Origin of the sequence: Paenarthrobacter sp. NPDC092416, assembly GCF_044755025.1 — a bacterium.
Lineage (GTDB): Bacteria > Actinomycetota > Actinomycetes > Actinomycetales > Micrococcaceae > Arthrobacter.
Window position 1 is genome coordinate 148,376 of sequence record NZ_JBIVQG010000002.1, and the last position, 20,345, is coordinate 168,720.

The window sequence follows — 20,345 nt, forward strand, 5'->3', positions numbered from 1 at the left end:
GGGGGAGCCGGACCATTTTGCGTATTTCTCCACCTGTCCAAAGCCGTGCAAGGAGCCATATGTTCACCACCACCCGCCCCCGTTCCCTCCTCACACGCGCAACGGCGACTGCCGCAATGAGCGCGCTGGCGATCACGGGAATGGCGCTATTCGAGCTGCAAAGCCGGTCGACGCCGGCATCGGCCGCTGTAGTGCTGGAAGGCGGGCAGCCCCTGTCTCCAGGTTCGTCCATGACTCCGGATCCGACGACCACGCTCTGGTATGACACTCCGGCCACCTCCTGGGAGAACCAATCCCTGCCGATCGGCAATGGCGACCAGGGTGCATCAATCTTTGGCGGTGTTTCCGAGGAGCGACTGACCTTGAATGAACATTCGCTGTGGACGGGCGGACCCGGTTCCCGGGACGGTTACAATTTCGGCAACTGGGCTGGGCCGCGTCCGGGGGCACTGGACGGAGTCAGGGACAAGCTCGACGAGCAGGGATCCATGTCGCCGGAAGAAGTCGCTGCAATTCTCGGCAACCCGAGCTATTTCAACGGTGGCCCCGGCCGTATCCCTGGTTTCGGAGCGTACCAAGTGTTCGGCAATATGTTCCTGGAAGTTCCAGGTGCCTCCGAATACACGGACTACCGCCGCAGTCTCGATATCGGCAGCGCGGTGTCCTCGGTCCGCTACAAGACCACGTCGGGGGCGACGATCACCCGCGAGTACCTTGCCAGCACACCCGACAACGTGATTGCTTTCCGGCTTACCGCTGACCAAAGCGGACAGATCGCGTTCAAGACGCGCTTCGAATCACCGCACTCGCCGCAGGTTACTGCAGGCAATGACGGCCAGATCACCGTCAAGGGATCCCTCGCGGAGAACGGCATGAAGTACGAGCTCCAGGCCAAGGTCGTGGCGGACGGAGGCACGCTGGGTGCCAACGCCGGTCAAGTCACCGTGTCGGGAGCAAATTCTGCGACGATCTTCCTGACCATGGGCACCGACTACGCCGCCGACTACCCGACGTACCGCGGCGTGGATCCGCACGATCAAGCCGTCGCCGATGTCACCGCGGCGGTGGCCAAGGGCTATGACGCTGTACGGGCCACCCATGTGGACCACTACCGCGAACAGTTCAACCGCGTTTCCCTGGACCTTGGGGGCGTTCCTCCCACTGATCCCACCAACGTAGTTCTCGCTGACTACTCGGGTGGGTCGTCGCCGCAGGATCGATGGCTCGAATCGTTGTACTTCGCCTTTGGCAGGTACTTGCTGATTTCCAGTTCACAGCCGGGCGGCCTCCCTGCCAACCTGCAAGGAGTGTGGAACGACTCGACGAGTCCGGCGTGGGAAGCGGATTACCACACCAACATCAACGTCCAGATGAACTACTGGCCCGCCGAAGTGACAGGACTCTCCGATTCAGCCGAACCGCTGATCGACTTTGTCCAGGGCTTGGTGGAGCCCGGCAGGGAGACAGCCAGGTCCATGTTCGGAACCGACGGCTGGATCGTGCAGCAGAACACGAACGTCTTCGGGTTCACGGGTGTGCACGACTGGCCCACCTCGTTCTGGATGCCCGAAGCAGCTGCCTGGCTGATGCAACCCATCTACGAGCACTACCAGTTCACTGGCGACAAAGACTACTTGGCCAACAGGGCCTACCCCATGATGAAGGAAGCCACAGAATTCTGGTTGCAGAACCTCCGCGAGGATCCCCGTGACGGGAAACTCGTTGTGACGCCGAGCTTCTCACCGGAGCAGGGTCCGTTCACGGCCGGCGCCGCGATGCCGGAACAGATCGTTGCGAACCTGCTCAGCAGCACCATCGACGCCACCAAAGAGCTCGGCGTGGACCCGGAATTCCGCGCCCGGGTAGAGGATGCACTGGGCCGGATGGATCCAGGCCTGGCCATTGGTAGCTGGGGTCAGATCAAGGAATGGAAGACCGAAGAGAGCCTGGATAACCAGTGGAATACCCACCGCCACGTCTCCCAGCTGTTCGCTCTCTACCCGGGGAATGCGATTGATGTTCGAAACGAACCCGCCCTGGCGCAGGCCGCCAAGACGGTGCTCAACGCGCGGACCGACGGAGGAACCGGATGGTCGAAGGCGTGGAAGGTCAACTTCTGGGCCCGACTCCTGGACGGTGACCGTGCCCAGAGCGTGCTCGCCGGACAGTTGAAGGACTCAACACTCGACAACTTGTGGGACACCCACCCGCCGTTCCAGATCGACGGCAACTTTGGCGGCACCTCCGGCATTGCTGAAATGCTGCTGCAGAGCCAGCACAATGAGATCGACGTCCTGCCCGCACGGCCATCGGTATGGGCCAACGGATCCTACGAGAATCTGGTTGCCCGTGGCGGCGCCAAGGTCTCGGCAAAGTGGGCCGGCGGAGCCACCCAGCTGGTCAAGGTTGCGCCCAAGGCCGCCGGCCCCGTCACGGTCCGCAGCGATCTCTTCAACGGCGGGTTCTCCGCCGTCGACGAGACCACAGGGGCAACGATCGCAGCGCAGCCTACAGCTGGAGTGCTGACTTTCGAAGCAGTCGCCGGGCACGTCTACCGGTTCGCGGTACCGGCAAGCTTGGAACTCGGCGGCGCGGAATACGTACAGGCCGGGGCGGGAGGTGTCACGACGGCCACCGTGCAGGCGCTCGGCGGAAACCTCGCACCCGGCTTGCTCAAGTTGACGGCGCCGGACGGGTGGCTCGTATCGCCGCAGTCGGTCCGTATCGGCGAGACCACGGCGGGGTCCGCCCAGCCGGTGGAGTTCACAGCGTGGTCACCGACGGGTGCGCGTGGCGATGCCACGCTTACAGCGACCTTCCAACCTGACTCCGGACCCACTCTGACCCAACAGCGCACCGTCAAGGTCACTGAAGGCATCCAATGCGACGGCATGTCCGTGGTGGCCTACAGCAGCCAGGAAACAGCCCAGGAAGATCGGCCCGCACGGAACCTGGTGGACTGCCAGGTTGAACCAGGATGGCACACACAGTGGAGCTCCAACTCGACGCCGCCGCCGCATTGGGCGGTCATTGACCTCGGCTCCGTATACCCTGTGGCAGCAGCAAGTTGCGTTCCACGGGCGGCCGAGAACGGCCGGATCAAGGACATCCGCTTCGAGACCAGCCTGGACGGGACCACGTGGACGCAGTCCGCTGAAGCTTCGTTCCCGAACGATACGTCCGCGCGGACAGTCGCGCTGAACGGTTCGAATGCCCGCTATGTGCGGATGACCGGGTTGTCATCGTTCGACGGCAATTGGATCAGCTGCGGTGAATTCACCGCCACTGCCGTCGCTGTCGGCACCCCGACTGCGCCCGTGGTGACCTCGCCCGCCAACGGAGCCACGGTCAGTCCCAACACGCCCTTTGACGTTGCAGGTACGGCAGATCCAGGTGCCACGGTTCTGATCAGCGACCCGTCCGGTGCCGTGAAGCAGAGTGCACTGACAGGACAGAACGGGCAGTGGACGGCCAGGATCGACGGTCTGCCCGCGGGCAATCACGCGTTGCAGGTACTTGCTTCGCTCAACCGCGGCGCCAAAGCCACGAGCCTCAACTTGGTGATGGCAGCTGCGCCGGCACTGGACGTCACGGCGTCAGCGGCGGGTAAGTGCGTTGCGAATAAGGCTGTGCTCACGGTGCTTGCAACGAACCGAAGCAGCGTCCCGGTGACATTCCGTTTCGATAGCGCCTACGGCACCAAGGTCATTGCGTCGGTTGCGCCGGGCAAGAACGCGACCCATGCATTCACTACCCGTCTCGGCACCCTCCCTGCAGGCTCAGTCACCGTCACGGCAACGGCCACGCTCGGGGGCGTCCCCGTCAGCCAGGCCAGTGTGGTGCCCTACGAAGCACGGAACTGCGGGAACTAAGCCAGCTGTTCCAAGAACGACGGCGGCCCCTCACCTTTCGCTGGAAAGGTGAGGGGCCGCCGTCGTCACTAGTGGTCTTCTGGGTGTTGCCGCACCAGTTCGCGCCGTTCGCGCCGGTGGGGGTTTGGGGCGCACCGGTTCGCGCCTTTCGCGCCGGTGGTTACGGGTGCGTGGGGCGGTTACGGGTGCGAGTGGGGTACGGGTGCGAGTGGGGTACGGGTGCGTGGGGCGGGAGCGGGTGCGAGTGGTTCACGGGAGCTGGTGGACTGGGCGTTGCCGCACCGGGTTCGCCATCCCTGCCGGTCGGGGTGTGCCGCACCAGTTCGCGCCACCCGCGCCAGTGGGGGTTTGGGGCGCACCGGTTCGCGCCTTTCGCGCCGGTGGTTACGGGTGCGTGGGGCGGTTACGGGTGCGAGTGGTTCACGGGAGCTGGTGGTCTGGGTTGCCGCACCAGTTCGCGCCTTTCGCGCCGGTGGGGGTTTGGGGCGCACCGGTTCGCGCCTTTCGCGCCGGTAGTTACGGGTGCGTGGGGCGGGAGCGGGTGCGAGTGGTTCATGGGAGCCAGTGGTCGGGGTGTTGCCGCACCAGTTCGCGCCGTTCGCGCCGGTGGGTACGGGTGCGTGGGGCGGGAGCGGGTGCGCGGGGTTTGCGGGAGCCTGTGGTTTGGGTGTTGCCGCACCAGTTCGCGCCGTTCGCGGCGGTGGTTACGGGTGCGTGGGGCGGGAGCGGGTGCGAGTGGGGTACGGGTGCGTGGGGCGGTTACGGGTGCGAGTGGGGTACGGGTGCGTGGGGCGGTTACGGGTGCGAGTGGGGTACGGGTGCGTGGGGCGGGAGCGGGTGCGAGGGTCCTGGGCCCGATGCTGGCCGGGCATAGCTGCTTGGCTACGGAGCAAGGGGCGTTGCCGTTGATGTGGTGGTTGGTACAGGGGAGAGCTCGGTGGTCGGCGGGACAGCCGTGGCCGTGGCCGTCGGAGTCGGTGCAGGCGCAGGGGCGGGCTCAACGGTGGGTGCCGTCGCTGGGGCGGGCTCAGCCGTGGTCGGCGCTGGAGCGGGTTCGGCCGTGGGCGAGGGTGTTGGTGTAGGCGTCGCTGTCGGTTCAGTGGTCGGCGTCGGCGTCGGCGTAGGCGTGGTGGTCGGTTCAGTGGTCGGCGTCGGCGTCGGCGTAGGCGTGGTGGTCGGTTCAGGCGTTGGCGTTGGCGTTGGCGTGGCCGTGGGTGTCGCGGTCGGCGTGGCCGTGGGCACGGTTGTCGGTGCCGGGACAGGCGTGGCTGCAGGCGGTGGGGTCGGCAGCACGGGCGCAGAAGTCGGCGGTGCCGTGGGCTCGGTTGTCGGCTCAGAGACTGGCCCGGCCACCGGCGTCCCTACAACCGACCAGATCGGTTGCTCAGCCGGCGTCGTTCCCGTTGCGGGCGTGAAGCTGGTCATGCGCAAGCCATCAATAGACGCCTCGCCTTGAAGGGGGATAAGGCTCCACGCTGACGGGTCTGCCAAGGTGCCGTTGACGATGGTTTCAAAGTGGAGATGGCATCCGGTTGACCAACCCGTGGAGCCAACCAGGCCCACAACATCGGCAGCCCCGACGGCTTGTCCCTTTTGTACGCCCACGGCCTGCAGATGGTTGTACGTGGTGACCAGGCCGTTGCCGTGGTCGACTTCGACGCGGTTGCCTCCGCCCCAAAGGTGCCAGCCCACTTCGCGGACGTATCCGGCGTCGGCAGCATGGACGGGTGTGCCACAGGCGGCGGCAAAGTCCTGACCAGTATGAAATTCGCCGGGAGAACCGGTGATCGGGCTGGTGCGCGAACCGAAAGGAGAACTCTTGACCAAGTTCAGCAGCGGAGACATCAAAGTTCCTGGGCCTGGACGCCCAAGGCGAGGCGCTGAGGCGTTCAATTCAGGCCATGAAGGAACGCCGACGGAGCAAGCACCAGCGGAGACCGGACCCCTCAAACTCAGGAAGGTGACTATCTCTTGGGCCAGCGGCCGGTACTTGGCGTAGTGGTCTGGATCCTGATTTCCCTGTACCCGGTGGATGGCGAGGCTGTAGGGCAAGAGCTGCCAGTCTTTGATGTTCCGCAGCGCCAGGAAGAAGCTGGTTGCACTGACAAAGGGATCCATGCGGTCGGCGTAGGAGCCCCAAGCCCCGTTTGCCCGCTGCTGGAACAGTCCCCGCGAATCCGGCCCTGCGGCGTCCCCGAAATCTTTAATCTCAAGGGAGGATTCACCAAGAGCGGCTTGAACGCCAAGGATTTGTGCGTCGCGCGGCAACGCCAGATTGTCGGCGGCCACCATAATGATCGAAGCGTTCCGGAGTTGGGAGTCTGAAGCGAAACCGCGGGCAGCTGGCATGCCGGGCACGGAGTCGGTTCGTGGACAGAATCCCGACGCCAAGGCGGCCGTAGCTGAATCGGAAGGTTGGGACGCTGTGGGGGAGAAGTTGCTCGCCTGCAAAGCAACGTCATTCGCGGGGGCGTTTGCTGCGGAAAATGCAGGCTCAATGGCCTGTTCCTTCAGGCTTTCGGCTGTGGACGCCGGCGCTGGAACCCCACTCGGCTGGAAGCTCAGGAGGGTGGCCGCCAGGATCAGGGCAAGGGGGAGCCGCACATGCGAGCGGAATCGCGAAGGGCCTTTTTCAGCTGGGGCGTTGTTCACTAAGCGCACCTCGGGGCTGGGGCCGTGACCCGGCGAAAGCGTTGGAAGTCGACAACATCGTCTGGATCCGATCAGTGCATGTTTGCGTGAACATAAGGGTGTCTAAGCAAAGATACCGTCAGCGCCGCCCGGTCGTCAATGCTTCCCGGTTCCGAGCATGGATCGCCAACTCCAGATCGATGAACCCATGCGCTGGGCCCATGCCTGCCATGCAAGCAATCCTGTGTATTTCCCGAGTGCCCGGATCGGCCAAACAAGGTAAGTTGGCATGGTGACTCCCTCCGCGAAGACTGCCATGACCCGCGCCCCCGGAATCTCAAAAGAGATCGAAGATGCGGCGTGGTATGTGCTCGCTCCCGCCCTCCACGGCAAACCTTCGGCCTTGGATGGCAGGACTTTGACGTGGACGGCGGACGCAGCCGCGGAGTTGCTCGAACGGCTGGATCGCGGCGTCGAGGATTCCAAAGCGCCCATGATGACCAACCTGCGCCAAAACCTGGAAGATGCCTCGCGGGAAGCCAAATTGCTGGCCGTGGAACTCCTGTTCCTGCAATCCCTTCCGCTTGCCCACGAGGTCAAGTCCCTCAGGGTGAAGCGTGCCCGCGTTGCCGAAGCGGCGTCGTGGCTGGAGCCGGCTGTCGAACTGCCGGAAGAGCTGTATGAAGGCATGACCGATCACGGCGTCATCCGCGACCGCACGGCCGAATTCAACTGGACCATTTGGGACCACCTCAAATGGTTGTGCCGCTTTGTGATCCATGTGGACGGGCAGAGCACCGAAGCCATCAACAAGGCGCTGGCCGATCCCCTGAAGTTCCACGAGCTCGCGGCTGGAACGCCGGAAGATCAGCCCGCCCTGCGGCGCAGCGTCGAATACCTGGTGTGGCCCAGCTACTTCGAGCCCGTGGTGGCAGACGTGGAGCGGCGGGAAATTCGTGATGCCTTCGCCTCGCTGGTCGGCGGCGCCAAGGGCGACACGGACGAGGACATCACGGCTGACATCCACCGCATACGCCTGCACTTGGACGAACAAGCCGGTCAGCGCATCGATTGGTACGCCCGCCAACTGGTCAGCCAGTGGCGGAAAGTGGGAGACCCCGGCCGCCGTTCGTGGCTGCTGCGCACGCATTACGACAATGCGGATCTCCTGGCCAACTGGGTCGGCGAGGAAAACGCAACCCTCCAGACAGAACACCTGCGCTCGTTGACGGCCGGCGTCACAGCCGGCGTGGTCCAGCACGCAGTGGACGAGGACTACAAGCACCTGGGCTACGTGGAACGCGAAGACACCAAAACCGCTGTCTTTGCTTTCCTCACAGTCATGAAGCCCGGCGACCTCACGCTCTTCCAGAACGCGGGGAGGGTCCGCGTAGGCGTGGTCCTTGGCGAGCCTGAACACAACGAGGACAATCGCCGCATCCGCCGCAAGGTCCGTTGGTTCGATGACAGTTACGCCATCACCGAGCTTCCCCGCCATGTGCAGCGTCAATTGTCCACGCCCGGCATCATCGTGGACGTCACCAAAGTCATCCAGGCCTTGGAAGCTTTGCTCCCTGTGGAAGCCGAAACCGATGGCGAGGACGAGGCCCCGCCCACCGCCGTCGTCGAGGTGGTCCAACAAGGTTTCCGTCCCCTGACGGAAGAGTTCGCTGCGTCCCTGCATATGGACCTCGAACCCCTGAAAGAGATCGCGGAACTCCTGGAAGAGAACCGCCAGCTGGTCCTTTACGGTCCGCCGGGAACCGGTAAGACGTACCTGGCAAAACACCTGGCCGCCGAGCTCGCCGGCGACAGCACGGACGAACGCGTGAAGTTGGTGCAGTTCCACCCGTCGTATGCCTACGAGGATTTCTTTGAGGGTTACCGGCCTGACAAGACCGACGACGGTCAGGTCTCGTTCAAGCTTGTTGCCGGCCCGCTGCGCCGTCTCGCCGAAGAAGCTGCCAGGCCCGAAAACTCCCACAAGCCGTACTTCCTCATCATCGACGAAATGAACCGCGCCAACCTGGCCAAGGTGTTCGGTGAGCTGTACTTCCTCCTCGAGTACCGTGACGATCGCATCTACCTGCAGTACAGCCCGAATGAGCCTTTCAGCCTGCCGGACAACCTGTACATCATCGGCACCATGAACACGGCCGACCGCTCCATCGCCATGATGGACGCCGCCATCCGCCGCCGTTTCGCGTTCATCGAACTGCACCCCAAAGTGGAGCCCGTCCGCGGTTCGTTGCGGCGCTTCCTCGCGGCGCGCGGGCTCGACACGCTCAACGCGGACCTGCTTGATGCCCTCAACGATGCGATCGACGACTGGGATCGGGATCTGATGATCGGGCCGTCGTATTTCATGAAGAATGCAGCGCAGAACCCTACCGGTCTGCGGCGGATCTGGAAGTACGAGCTCATGCCGCTTCTCGAGGAGCACTATCACGGTCAACTGAACCGGGCGCAGTTGGAAGAACGCTTCGGCTTGGAACAACTGCTGGGACGACTTGCGGCCCGCTAAGGCCGCGCTGCCGGGCAAGGCCGCCCTGCCGGGCAAAGCCATCCCGCCGCGGCCTGGCCGGGCTCCGGCCAGCGCAGCCAACAGCCCCAGCGCAGCCAACCGCCCCAGCGCAGCCAACCGCCCCAGCGCAGCCAACCGCCCAGGTGCGTCCGCGGCCGTCCGTCACATCGTCATGGACGAACTTTCCGGCGGCGTCGTGGACAAGTTCGACCCCGAGACGGCTGCCTTCATCAACTCCAGCGGGCTGGCCAAGGCCTCGCCAATGGGCATGGGACTCTACAGGATTGAACCAGCCGGAAAAGTGGGTTCGGTCCGGACCCCAACGGTTCAACTTGAAGTGCGGCCCAAGGACCGTCTCGGCCTTAGCCGCTTGCTGTTCCTGCTCAGCTACGCGGGCGAACAGGGTTTCCAGGACCATTCCGTTGCGGCGATCGAGCACCCTGATCTGTGGAGTGCCCTGGCTGAATCGCTGGCTCAACTGGCGGACCGGGCCTTGAGCCGCGGCGTCCTGCAGGGCTACCTCACCATCGACGAGTCGCTGCGCACGGTCAAGGGCCGTATCCGTATCTCGGACCAGATCTCCCGCAGGCCCGGCATGATGGTTCCGCTCGAAGTCTCCTACGACGAGTTCACCGAGGACATCGCCGAGAACCGCATCCTGCGCGCCGCCCTGGAACGGATGGGGAAGGTGCCCGGTGTCCGGGCCGACGTCCTGAGCCGCCTGCGGCAGCTTAAGGGAAAGCTCGACGCCGTTACCCGGCTTCAGTCCGGGGCGCCGCTGCCGCCGTGGCGGGCCAGCCGGATGAACCTGCGGTATCACGCTGTGCTGCGGCTGTCCGAGGTGATCCTGCGCAACGCCTCCGCCGAAGCAGGGGAGGGCAAGCAGCAGACGGCATCGTTCGTGGTGGACATGGCACGGGTCTTCGAGGAATTCGTGGGCACCGCTTTGCGGGAGGCCATGCGCGCCCACCCGGGGGAGATGCGCCTCCAATACGGGGCGATGCTCAACGAGGCCGTGCGCGACTCTGATCGGCTGACGGTCCGGCCCGACGCCGTGCATTTCCTGGGTGGCCGGCCCGTGGTGGTCTACGACTCCAAGTACAAAGCAGCTTCCGACGCCGGTGCTTCCCTTAACGCCGACCACTACCAGCTGCTGGCGTACTGCACGGCACTCCGCGTTCCCACGGCTTGGCTTGTGTACGCGGGCTCCGGGGAGATGAAACTGCGGCGGATCCTCAACACGGACATCGACATCGTGGAGTATCCGCTGGACCTGTCCCGGCCGCCGTCGGAAATCCTGGCCGCCGTGGCGGACCTCGCCGAACAGTCGTGGGGCGATGTGGTGCGGCAGGCTGTGGCGGGACGGACGGCGTCGGACTAGCCTGAGAGGTACACCTTTCGCGGACGGAGGCATCATGGGTCGCAGGAAATCCTGGCGCGATATGAGCAAGGGTGAACGGATCACGTTCATGGTCATCGGAGCGGCGCAGATGGCTTTTCTGGGTGCCGCCCAGCGAAGCATTGCCAAGACGCCGGACGCCCAAATTCGGGGTAAGAAAGCCGTGTGGCGGGCTGTTGCGTTCATCAACTTCTTTGGCCCGCTGAGCTACTTCCTCTTCGGCCGGCGTCGGGATGCCGGTTTGGCACGCAAGTAAGCGGGACGGCTCAGGCGGGCATCCGCACGGTAAAGCTTGTTCCGCGTCCTGGTTCGCTCTGCAGCGTAATGGTGCCGCCGTGTGCTTCGACGATCGCCTTGCTGATGGGCAGGCCCAGTCCGACGCCGGGAATGGTGCTGTTGCGTACGCTGCCGGCGCGGAAGAACTTGGTGAAGGCTTCTGCTTGTTCTTCTTCGGTCATGCCCATTCCGGTATCACTTACACGGCAGAACACATGTTCCTGGTCCTCCCAGGCAGCCACCACCACGTCCCCGCCGTCGGGGGAGTACTTGATCGCGTTTGAAACGAGGTTGTCCAGTACCTGGGCAATGCGCGACGAATCCACATGGGCTTCGAGTGCGTCGGGTACGTCCATGGACAAACGGATTCCGGCCTTCGCTGCCCTGGGACCGGCAGAGTTGACGCTGCCGCGCACCAGTTCGGCGACGTCCACGGCGTGGGGCTGGATGGCGATCTGGCCGGAACGTACTGCCAGCAGGTCGGACACCAGGGTGAGAAGGCGATCTGCATTGCGCTGGACAATCCCCAGCTGCGTGACGGCCATGTGGTCCAGCCCGGCGGGGTCGTCCAGGAGGAGTTCAACGTAGCCAAGGATGGACGTCAACGGAGTCCGGAATTCGTGCGAAACGTTGGCTACGAAGTCGTCCTTGGCGGCCAGCGCGTTGACCAGCTCGGTGACGTCGCTGAAGACCACCACGGAACCGGCAAAATTCCCGGCATCATCCAGCATGGGACGTGCGCTGGTGGTAAACGCCCGCTGCTCGGATCCTTGGCCGATCCAGACCAGCTGGTCCGTGAAACTTTCGCCGAGCACGGCCCTGCGGACGGGGCGGCGATCGGCGGGAAGGGGAGAAGTCCTGTCCTCATCAAAAACCAGCAGTTGCGACTCGTTGGGGTCTTCGATGTCCTTGGGGGTGGCCAACAGGTGTGTCCTGCGTTGGCGCCGGTTCATGAGGATGTCGTTGCCATCGCCGTCGACGGCTACCACTCCCAGGGGGAGGGCCTCCATGACGGTGTTTACCAGGCGTTCCTGTTTGGTGCTGGCTCCAAGGGCCTCTTTGAGGGCCTCGTCCTTTTCCTCCAGCGCGCGCTGTTGCCGGACCATGCTCAGCGTCAGCACGCTCACGGAAACGCCGATGCCAAGAATCAGGATGGGGAACAGCAGGGGCTTGGTGAATGCCTGCACGGTGAAAGTACCGCGGATCAGCAGTGGTGCCCAGACGATTGCCAGCGGACCAAAGAAGGACAGCGCGATGGCCAGCCGCGGGTACAGTCCGGAGGCACACAGCCAGATGACGGGCAGCACCACCAGAACGCTCAACCCTGTCAAGGACTCCTGGCCGCCCTCGCGGCCGAACGCGATGGAGACCATGTCCAACACCGGGATGACCAGGAAACTCGGAAAAGGCAGCCGGTGCCACGGCACAATAAAGCACACCGCCAAAAGCAGTGCCTGGCTGAGCAAGAACAGAAGGAACAGCGGGTTCTCAAGGGTCTCGGGGAAAAACACGTAAACCAAAATCGCCGCGATACAGGTGGTAACCGACAACGGCAATTGGCTCAAGACCACGCGCATTCGCAGGGAATGTTCGTGGAATGAGCGCCTGAAAATCAGCAGTCTTTTCTTTTCATCGATATCCCAGGTGTTTGGCTGCGTCATAGGACGGACACCACGGATACGAAGGTACGTCGGTTCATGAGATCAGCCTAACCATAGCGGATATACTTCTCAGGATATCGAAGCGGCCGAGGGGGCGACGATGAGTGAAGCACGCGTTGGGTTGGTCATCGAAGATGATCAGGATATTCGCGAATTAGTCCGTGTGGTTCTTTCCCAAGCGGGGTTCGAAGTCCACGTCGCGTCCACTGGATCCGCGGGTGTTAATTCCGCGCGTGAGTTGAACCCGGACGTTATTACCCTTGACCTCGGGCTCCCTGACATTGATGGTTTTGAGGTCGCCCGGCAGATCCGCAAGTCCTCGGATGCCTACATCATCATGTTGACAGCGCGCGCTGAAGAGCTGGACACCCTCATGGGACTGGAAGCCGGCGGCGACGATTACCTCACCAAGCCGTTCCGGCCGCGCGAGTTGCGCGCCCGTGTGGAGGCCATGATGAGAAGGCCGCGATCGGCGTCGAACGTCACCAGTCCCGTTGAAGAGCCGGATCCCGAACTTAGCCACAACGGCTTGGCCGTATCTGCCGGCTCGCGTTCGGCCGTCCTGGACGGAGCCGAACTGAAGCTGACCCGAACCGAGTTCGACCTCCTGCTGGCCTTGCTGGAGACCGGCCGGATTGTGCGGACCAAGGCGGATCTGGCACGGCGCCTCAGGAACGAACCGTACGACGTCGGCAGTTACGTCAGCGACGCGGACGAACGTGCCGTTGAGGTGCATATGGGCAACCTGCGCAAGAAGCTGGGCGACAGCATCCAGAGCCCGCGCTGGCTGGAAACGGTCCGAGGCGTCGGCTATCGGCTCGCGCCATCCTCCAGCCACAACTGAGCGTCCCCTCCTAGGGGTAGTGAGCGCGGACGGGTTCCGCGGTGATCACGGGATGGTCGCGGCCCAGGTTGCCCAGCCCGCCTGCGCCTTGCGGCGACCCTAGGTCCTCGAAGAACTCCACATTGGCCCGAACGTAGTCAGCCCATTCATCAGGGACGTCGTCCGAGTAGTAGATCGCTTCAACGGGGCACACGGGATCGCAGGCGCCGCAGTCCACGCATTCTGACGGGTGGATGTAGAGCGAGCGGTCGCCCTCGTAGATGCAGTCCACCGGGCATTCCTCGATGCACGCCTTGTCTTTTACATCCACGCAGGGCTGGGCGATCACGTAGCTCATGGCGCGCTACACACCGGTGTAAACGGTTTTGCCCCACGTGAAGAAGTCCACTGCGGACCTGCCCTGTTCGCGGAACGTGTTGGTGGACGAGTCTTTCACGCCGCCGAACGGCACGTTCAGATCCAGCCCGGCCGTGGGGCGGTTGACCTTCACGACGCCGGCCTGCGCACGGGCCGCAAAGTCCGTAGCGAGCGCCAGGGAATCCGTGCAGATGCCGGCCGTGAGCCCGTAGCGGGAATCATTGATGGCGGCGAGGCCTGCCTCGTAGTCGGGCACCTCCAGGACCGCCACTACAGGCCCGAAGATCTCTTCCGTCACGGCTGCGTCGTCAAACGGCAGTTCGGTGAGAATCGCCGCCGGGAAGAACAGCGGACCGTTGGGGTCGCCGTCGTACCGGCCGTGCAGGAGTGTCGCACCGCGTTCGACGGCGGTACGCACCGCTGCCTGGTCCTGCTCGAATTGCTGCCTGCTGACCACAGCGCCCATCCGGGCCCCGCCGTCGAGGCCGTCGCCAGCCGTGTAGGCAGCGGCTTCGGCCACCAAGGCGTCCAGGAAGGCGCCGCGGATGCCCGGTGTCACGTAGACGCGGGACGTCGCGGTGCACGCCTGGCCGGTGAGGCCGAACGCGCCTGCGGCGACTACCTGTGCTGCCTTGCGGGCATCGGCGTCGTCAAGGACCAGGACGCCGTTCTTGCCGCCCATCTCCAGCTGCACGCGAGCGCGGCGGGCGTTGAGGATCTCCTGAAGTCCGAGGCCCACGTTGGTGGAGCCGGTGAAGGACAAGCCGGCGATGCGGGGATCGCGGGCCAGGGCGTCACCCACCACGCGACCCTTGCCGTGCACTACGTTGAACACCCCTGCGGGTAGCCCGGCGTCCTGCAATGCCCGGGCCAGGTGCGTCGCGGACAGTGGGGTCAGCTCGGCGGGCTTGATGACCACGGTGTTTCCGCTGATCAGTGCGGGGGCTGTTTTCCATGCGGGGATGGCGATGGGGAAGTTCCACGGCGTGATGAGTCCCACCACCCCCAAGGCCTCACGGCGCGTGGTGATGGTGGTGTCCGGCAGGCCGCTGGGCAGTACTTCGCCGGTGGCGGCCCAGCCGAGGGAACCGAAGAAGCGCAGCACGTCCGAGGCACGCTTGACCTCGCCCTTGGCCTCGGCCAGGGTCTTGCCTTCTTCCCGGACCAGGTCTTCGGCGATTGCGGTTTGCCGTTCGATCAGCAGGTTTCCTGCCTCAATGAGGATGGCGCCGCGGGCCGGTGCGGGCAGGGCCGCCCATGCGGGCTGTGCGGCGGCGGCGGCGCTGATCGCGGCGTCGACGTCTTCGGCGGTGCCGCTGGGGGAGAGCGCTGCGAGCTCGCCTGGGCGGGCGGGGTTCATTCGTTCGGTGTCGGCCTCGCCCAGCCACTGGCCGTTGATGAGGTGCTGGGCTGTGATGGTCCGCTGGTCGGTGATCGCCTGGGGGTCAATTGCTGTGGACGTCATGGTGTTCCTTAGGATTTCGGGAGGGGTGGCTAGAGGCTGCGGATCAGGCCGCCGTCGCACCTGAGTGCGACGCCGGTGATGTACGACGCCGGGGCGCTGCACAGGAAAGCGGCAGCAGCTCCGAACTCGGCGGGTTCTCCATACCGACGGGCGGGGATGGTTTTGCGGGATTCGAGCCGAACTTCTTCGGCCGTCGTGCCACGCCGTTTCGCGGCGGCATGGTCCAGTTGGGCAACACGGTCCGTGGCGATCCGGCCGGGCAGGAGCAAGTTCACGGTGACCTCGTCCAAGGCCACTTCGGCAGCGAGGGTCTTCAGGTACCCAGCCAGCGCAGCGCGTCCCGTGTTGGAGACGGCCAGATTGGGCAGTGGGGCCGAGACCCCGCTGGATCCGATGGCCAGGATCCGGCCCCAACGCCGTTCCCGCATCCCTGGCAGGACCTGGGACACCATGGCGTGGTGTGGCTTTACCAGAAGGTCGAACGCGGCCGCGATGTCGTCGGAACTCAGGGTGGCGGCGGCTCCGGGCTTGGGGCCGGGTCCGTTGAGGACCAGGATGTCGATGGGCCCGAGGTCCGCAACGGTCTGGTCGACGGCCGATTCGATGCCCTCTGCCGTGGTCAGGTCTGCCTCGATGGCCACGGCGTCAAAGCCGCTCGTACCCAGTGACCCGGTCCCGTAGGCAGCCTGCAGCTCCGCGACGATCTCCTTGGCACGGTCCCGACGGCGGCCGACGATGGCCACCCGCACACCCTCGGCAGCCAAAGCGCGAGCCACGGCCAGGCCCAGCCCGCCCGTGGAGGCGGCAACCAAAGCGGTCTTGCCTGCGATTCCCAGATCCATCAGAAGCTCCTTACCGGAGTCTTGGCACCTTCAAGGGCAGCAGCAGCCTCGCGCAGGTGGGTGCCCATGCTCGTCCGCAGGTCCTCGGGGAAACCCGCCGCCGGTGCACGAACGCCGGAGTCCTTGATGAGGCCACGTTCACGGAGGCACTCCTTGCGGATGGAAAGCGCCACCTTGGCCTGCTGCTCGAAATTGATCAAGGGCAGGAACGGAAGGAGCTCGCGCTGCGCGGCGTCGTACCCGTCTTCCTGCCACGCCCGCACGCAGGCGATGAGCGCTTCGGGGTACGAGAAGCCCGTCATGGCTCCCGCCGCACCGGCCATGAGCTCGTCCAGCAGTCCCTGCCCGCCAAGCCCACCGAAGATGGAGACCCCGACGGCGGCACTCAGTTCCGCGATGGCGACGCTGGTGGGCGGCGCCTCGGCCTTGACGGCGATCACGTAGTCGCACGAAGCAACCACGGAGATGAGCGCCTTGGTGGGGATACTCACCCCACTCGCCAGCGGATAGTCCTGCAGCACGAACTTGGCCTTGGTAGCCCGGTGTATGGCGTCCAGGTGCGCGATCACCGTCTCAGGCTTGGCGGAGTTGGCTTGCACCATGACCGCTGCCAGGCGTTCCCCGGCAATATCCTGGGCCGCACGGATTTCCTCGATGGCCGGCCTCGTTGCCAGTGCGGTCACGCCGACTACCAGCGGCAGCCCGGTGCATTCGACGACGGTTTCCAGGACCTGGCGGCGCTCCTCGGCGGTCAATGCTGCTGCTTCGCCGAAGACCCCCAAGACCGTGAGCCCCGTGGCGCCAATGGACTCGTAGTGCTCAACGAGTTCGGCCAAGCTGTCCAGGTCCACGTCCAGTGTGCTGCCTTGGAATGGTGTGGCAACAACGCCCCACACTCCAGGAGCCAAGGATTCACGGCGCGGTACTGGGTGTCTCAGGGATTCGCGCGCGACTGATGACGGCATCGGTATCTCCTCTTGTTCGTTCGAAATGGTGTTCTGCTGGCGAAACGGGCCAGCACTAATGCCGGATCACAGAGCCGACGATCAGCGCCCAGGCCAGACGGGCGAGCGCTTTTCCTGGAAGGCCCGGACGCCTTCGGCTGAGTCCTCGCTGTCCAGGGCTGCCATGAGAGCAGGCAAGCGAAGACCGCGGGCTTCCTTGGCAGTGAGATGCATGGTCTGGGTGACCATCTGCTTCACGGCCCGGACTGAGGTGGGCGCGCACGCAAGGATCTGGTCCACCCAGCGCTGCACCGCGGCGTCGAGCTCTTCGGCAGGAACAACCTCGTTGACGAGCCCCATGGACTGCATCTCCGCTGCCTCGGCTTTCCGGCCGGTCAGGAGCATGCCCATGGCCTGCGTGTGTGGGATCCGTCGCACCAATTGGTGGATGCCGCCGTCGAGCGCCAACCGCCCAACCCGAGGCTCCGTCAAGCCGAACTTCGCGGTATCGGCCGCCACCACGATGTCGGCACCGAGCACCATTTCCATGCCGCCGCCCAGGGCGTAGCCGTTGACCCGGGCGATGACCGGAATATCCAGGGAGGTGCGCAGGCTCAGGCCGCCGAATCCGTTGGGATCCAGGCCGGCCCAGTATTCCAGGCCCGTCTTGTCCACGGCGGAGGCGGACATGTCCGCGCCAACCGAGAAGGCACGTGATCCTGCGCCCGTGATGACCACAGCACGTACTGAAGGATCGTTCTCCAGCTGTTCCCAGATCTCGTTGAGCCGGGTGTGGGTGTTGGCGTCGACGGCATTGAGGACGTGCTGGCGGTCGATCACCACCGTTGCCACGTGGTTCTCAATGGTCAGGGTGACGGTATCCACCGGAGCTTCAACCACCGCGGTCATCGCAGGACTCCCAACTGCTGCAGGCGTTCGATGGTTTCCTCGTCGAAGCCGTTCTCCAACAGGACCTCTACGTTGTGCTCGCCCAAACGTGGTGCGGCACGGCGAATAGTGGGCGGGGTGGCGGAAAGCCGGATCGGCGCATTTAGCATCCGCACCGTGCCCACCGAAGGGTGTTCGGCTTCCACGATCATGCCGTTGGCCTCGGTCTGCGCATCCGCAAGGGCCTGCTCCAAGGTGTGCACTGGAGCATTCAGCAGCCCCTGCTCCTCAAGCTGGTGCGTCCAGTACTCGGTGGTGTTGGTGGCGATGCGCTCGCGGAAGATCGCCTGCAGCGCGGGCTTGTTCTGGAACTGCTGCTCGAGATTGGCGAACTCGGGGCGCTGCGTGAGGTCCTCGTCCAAGCCCAGGGCGTCGGAGATCCGTGCGAGTGGGTCAGGCGTGAATCCGCCTACCATGCACACGGCGCCATCGGTGGTTTCGAAGACGCCGCTCAACGGCATGGCACCCCAGTTGACCTCGTAGCCGCGGTTGAGCTGCATGCACGCTTCCTGCATCTGCAGGTGCAGCATGGAGTCATACATGGTCACTTCAACCCGCTGCCCGATCCCCGACGTTTCCCGGGTGCGCAGTGCCAGCAGGATGCCCTGCATGAGGTGCATGCCCGTGATGTAGTCGCAGAGGGTGGTGGGGTAGATGGCGGGTTTGGTGTCCTCGGACTCCCTCCGCCACATCACACCGGAGTAGGCCTGCGCGATCGCGTCCTGACCACCCTTGTGGGAATAGGGGCCGTCGGGACCGAAGCCTGTGCCCGACGCCCAGATGATGCCGGGGTTCGTGGCCTTGAGGTCCTCGTACCCGAAGCCCATGCGTTCCATGACGCCGGAACGGAAGTTGCTCACCACCACGTCCGCATCAGCCATGAGCCGGTGCAGCACCTCGCGCCCTTCGTCAGTGCGGGTATCCACGGAGACGCTGCGCTTGTTCCGGTTGATGGACAGGAAGATCGGGTTGTCCTGGCCGTCCTGGTCCGGGAACGAGTTGCGCGAAATGTCGCCAGCGCCTGGGCGTTCCACCTTGATGATGTCCGCGCCGTAGTCGCCTAGCAGCTGCGTGCAGGACGGGCCCATGAACACCTGCGTGAAGTCGACGATTTTGATGCCATCCAGCGGGAGTGGCGTGGGTACCGGAGCCGAGGCGGCGAGTGTCGCCGTCGTGCTTTCCGTTGTCTGCTCGAGAATCACGGTGCTCATGCCGGCACCGCTGCGGTTGCGTCGACAGTAGCGTTCGACGACGGGACGTCGCCCGGGTCTGCACCGTGGCGGCGCATGCCCTGCTGGATGTCCAGCGCTGAGACGTCGCGGACCAGCACGTTGTTTTCCACGGCGAGGGCAGCGGCGACCCCGACGGCCTGGCCCATGGCCATGCAGGGCGGGATCTCGCGGGACATCTTCTGCGCCTCGGGTGTTGCGGAGTAGTGGCGGCCGGCCACCAAGAGCTGGTCCACTTCCTTGGGCAGCAGCGAACGGTATGGGTAGTAGTAGTCGCGGCCGCGGGCCACGGTGTCCGCAAAGTGGCGGCGCTGGGTGACATCGTCCTTGGTCATGACGTACTCGCCCTGCAGGAGCCGGGTCTGGCGGACGCCCATTTGGGAGGCGACGTCCAACATGTAGCAGTTCTCGAACCCTGGCAGGTTGGCGCGGACGTAGTCCACGGCCTCGGAGATGCGGTCGCGGGCGGCGAACTCGGCGGCAGTCATGTCTGCCGGGTCCACGCCGTCGAAACCGGACATGTGCGGGGCATTGCACCACACCACGCCGTCGATTGGCGTCTTGAGCCACCACAGTTCCCAGGCGCCCCCGAGGAGCCGCTTGATCTTGCGGTTGATGGCGCGGGCTTCCTTGGGGTTGGCCTGTTCGAAGGCTTCGGCTGCCTTGGTGTCCACGTTGCCGAGACGGAAGACGAGGGTGGTGAGGTAGTTGTCCTTGGCGTAGCTGGCACCGGCCCGGGAAGCGACGTCGATGTCGCCGGTGGTGTCGATCACGACGTCGGCCATGAAGGCCTGCGGGCCAAGTTTGGTTTCGCAGATGACGCCTTTGATCACGCCGTTGTCCACGATGGGACGGGAGAACCAGGAGTGCAGTCGGAGGTCCACGCCGGCCTCGCGGACGAGGTCGTTGGAGACGCGCTTCCAGCCATCGGGATCGAAGGCAGCGGCGTAGCAGATGGGCTTCGGGTTGGTGTGGGAGTGGAAGTCGAAGGTGCCGTAGCGCCCCCACTTGTTCCAGAGTTCCTCGGAGGTCTTGCGGTCGTCGGCGGGCGGGACGATTGCCAGCCCAAGCTTTTGCAAGCGCTCCACGTACTCGGAGACGATGCCGGTGACAGTGATTTCCTGGCCGTTGATCATGTCATCCAGCACAAGGACCATGCCGCCCGAGGCGAGTCCGCCCAACGATGAGTAGCGTTCCAGGAGCGTGACCTTGGCACCGGAGCGGGCCGCGGTGACCGCAGCGGCCACGCCTGCGGGGCCGCCGCCGACTACCAGGACGTCGGACCGGGAGATGACCGGGGCGGTGAGGTCCGCCGTCGTAGTGCTGAGTTCAAGGGTGTTCATTGGGGAGTCC

Annotated in this window: 14 protein-coding genes; 5 read left to right on the forward strand and 9 right to left on the reverse strand. The window is 64.6% G+C overall.

Translation table 11 applies throughout. From position 1 onward, the window contains the following. Positions 1 to 59 precede the first annotated feature (59 nt). Complete coding sequence (locus ACIQC5_RS04865) at positions 60 to 3,872, forward strand: glycosyl hydrolase family 95 catalytic domain-containing protein (protein WP_400278906.1); 3,813 nt, start codon at positions 60 to 62, stop codon at positions 3,870 to 3,872. 882 nt (positions 3,873 to 4,754) lie between these two features. On the opposite strand, the gene ACIQC5_RS04870 is transcribed toward ACIQC5_RS04865, so the two are convergent. Further along, positions 4,755 to 6,524 (reverse strand): M23 family metallopeptidase, encoded by a 1,770-nt coding sequence (locus ACIQC5_RS04870; protein WP_400278908.1) that lies wholly within the window; start codon positions 6,522 to 6,524, stop codon positions 4,755 to 4,757. Positions 6,525 to 6,792: 268 nt separating this feature from the next. On the opposite strand from ACIQC5_RS04870, the gene ACIQC5_RS04875 reads away from it, so the two are divergent. From ACIQC5_RS04875 to ACIQC5_RS04885, 3 genes are all read left to right on the forward strand, one after another. Continuing rightward, entirely contained in the window at positions 6,793 to 9,027 is a 2,235-nt protein-coding gene (locus tag ACIQC5_RS04875) for an McrB family protein (protein WP_400278910.1), read from the forward strand. Between the two features lie 172 nt (positions 9,028 to 9,199). Beyond that, a complete protein-coding gene (locus tag ACIQC5_RS04880; RefSeq protein ID WP_400280128.1) occupies positions 9,200 to 10,408 on the forward strand; it encodes a restriction endonuclease in 1,209 nt (402 codons plus the stop codon). Between the two features lie 61 nt (positions 10,409 to 10,469). After that, positions 10,470 to 10,682, forward strand: a complete 213-nt coding sequence (locus ACIQC5_RS04885) for a PLDc N-terminal domain-containing protein (RefSeq protein ID WP_400278912.1) — start codon at positions 10,470 to 10,472, stop codon at positions 10,680 to 10,682. 10 nt (positions 10,683 to 10,692) lie between these two features. Here the strand turns inward: ACIQC5_RS04885 and ACIQC5_RS04890 are convergent, their stop codons facing one another. Continuing rightward, positions 10,693 to 12,363, reverse strand: a complete 1,671-nt coding sequence (locus ACIQC5_RS04890) for a sensor histidine kinase (RefSeq protein ID WP_400278914.1) — start codon at positions 12,361 to 12,363, stop codon at positions 10,693 to 10,695. 100 nt (positions 12,364 to 12,463) lie between these two features. On the opposite strand from ACIQC5_RS04890, the gene ACIQC5_RS04895 reads away from it, so the two are divergent. Then, positions 12,464 to 13,207, forward strand: coding sequence for a response regulator transcription factor (locus ACIQC5_RS04895; RefSeq protein ID WP_400278916.1), 744 nt, complete (start codon positions 12,464 to 12,466; stop codon positions 13,205 to 13,207). A 10-nt stretch (positions 13,208 to 13,217) separates the two neighbouring features. On the opposite strand, the gene fdxA is transcribed toward ACIQC5_RS04895, so the two are convergent. The 7 genes from fdxA to ACIQC5_RS04930 form a co-directional block, all read right to left on the reverse strand. Beyond that, the gene (gene fdxA / locus ACIQC5_RS04900; protein ID WP_400278917.1) at positions 13,218 to 13,544 is read right to left on the reverse strand and encodes a ferredoxin; all 327 of its coding nucleotides are present in this window, start codon (positions 13,542 to 13,544) and stop codon (positions 13,218 to 13,220) included. 6 nt (positions 13,545 to 13,550) lie between these two features. Next, positions 13,551 to 15,029 (reverse strand): aldehyde dehydrogenase family protein, encoded by a 1,479-nt coding sequence (locus ACIQC5_RS04905; protein WP_400278918.1) that lies wholly within the window; start codon positions 15,027 to 15,029, stop codon positions 13,551 to 13,553. Positions 15,030 to 15,058: 29 nt separating this feature from the next. Next, positions 15,059 to 15,871 carry an SDR family oxidoreductase gene (locus ACIQC5_RS04910; RefSeq protein ID WP_400278920.1) on the reverse strand — a complete coding sequence of 271 codons (813 nt, stop codon included), beginning with the start codon at positions 15,869 to 15,871 and terminating at the stop codon, positions 15,059 to 15,061. Beyond that, positions 15,871 to 16,836, reverse strand: coding sequence for a dihydrodipicolinate synthase family protein (locus tag ACIQC5_RS04915; protein ID WP_400278922.1), 966 nt, complete (start codon positions 16,834 to 16,836; stop codon positions 15,871 to 15,873). The genes ACIQC5_RS04910 and ACIQC5_RS04915 overlap by 1 nt, the downstream gene beginning before the upstream one ends. An 81-nt stretch (positions 16,837 to 16,917) precedes the next feature. Continuing rightward, a complete protein-coding gene (locus ACIQC5_RS04920; RefSeq protein WP_400278924.1) occupies positions 16,918 to 17,724 on the reverse strand; it encodes an enoyl-CoA hydratase-related protein in 807 nt (268 codons plus the stop codon). After that, positions 17,721 to 18,974: a CaiB/BaiF CoA transferase family protein gene (locus tag ACIQC5_RS04925; protein WP_400278926.1), complete on the reverse strand. Its 1,254-nt coding sequence runs from the start codon at positions 18,972 to 18,974 to the stop codon at positions 17,721 to 17,723. The genes ACIQC5_RS04920 and ACIQC5_RS04925 overlap by 4 nt, the downstream gene beginning before the upstream one ends. After that, positions 18,971 to 20,335 carry an FAD-dependent oxidoreductase gene (locus ACIQC5_RS04930; RefSeq protein ID WP_400278927.1) on the reverse strand — a complete coding sequence of 455 codons (1,365 nt, stop codon included), beginning with the start codon at positions 20,333 to 20,335 and terminating at the stop codon, positions 18,971 to 18,973. The genes ACIQC5_RS04925 and ACIQC5_RS04930 overlap by 4 nt, the downstream gene beginning before the upstream one ends. Positions 20,336 to 20,345: the final 10 nt, after the last annotated feature.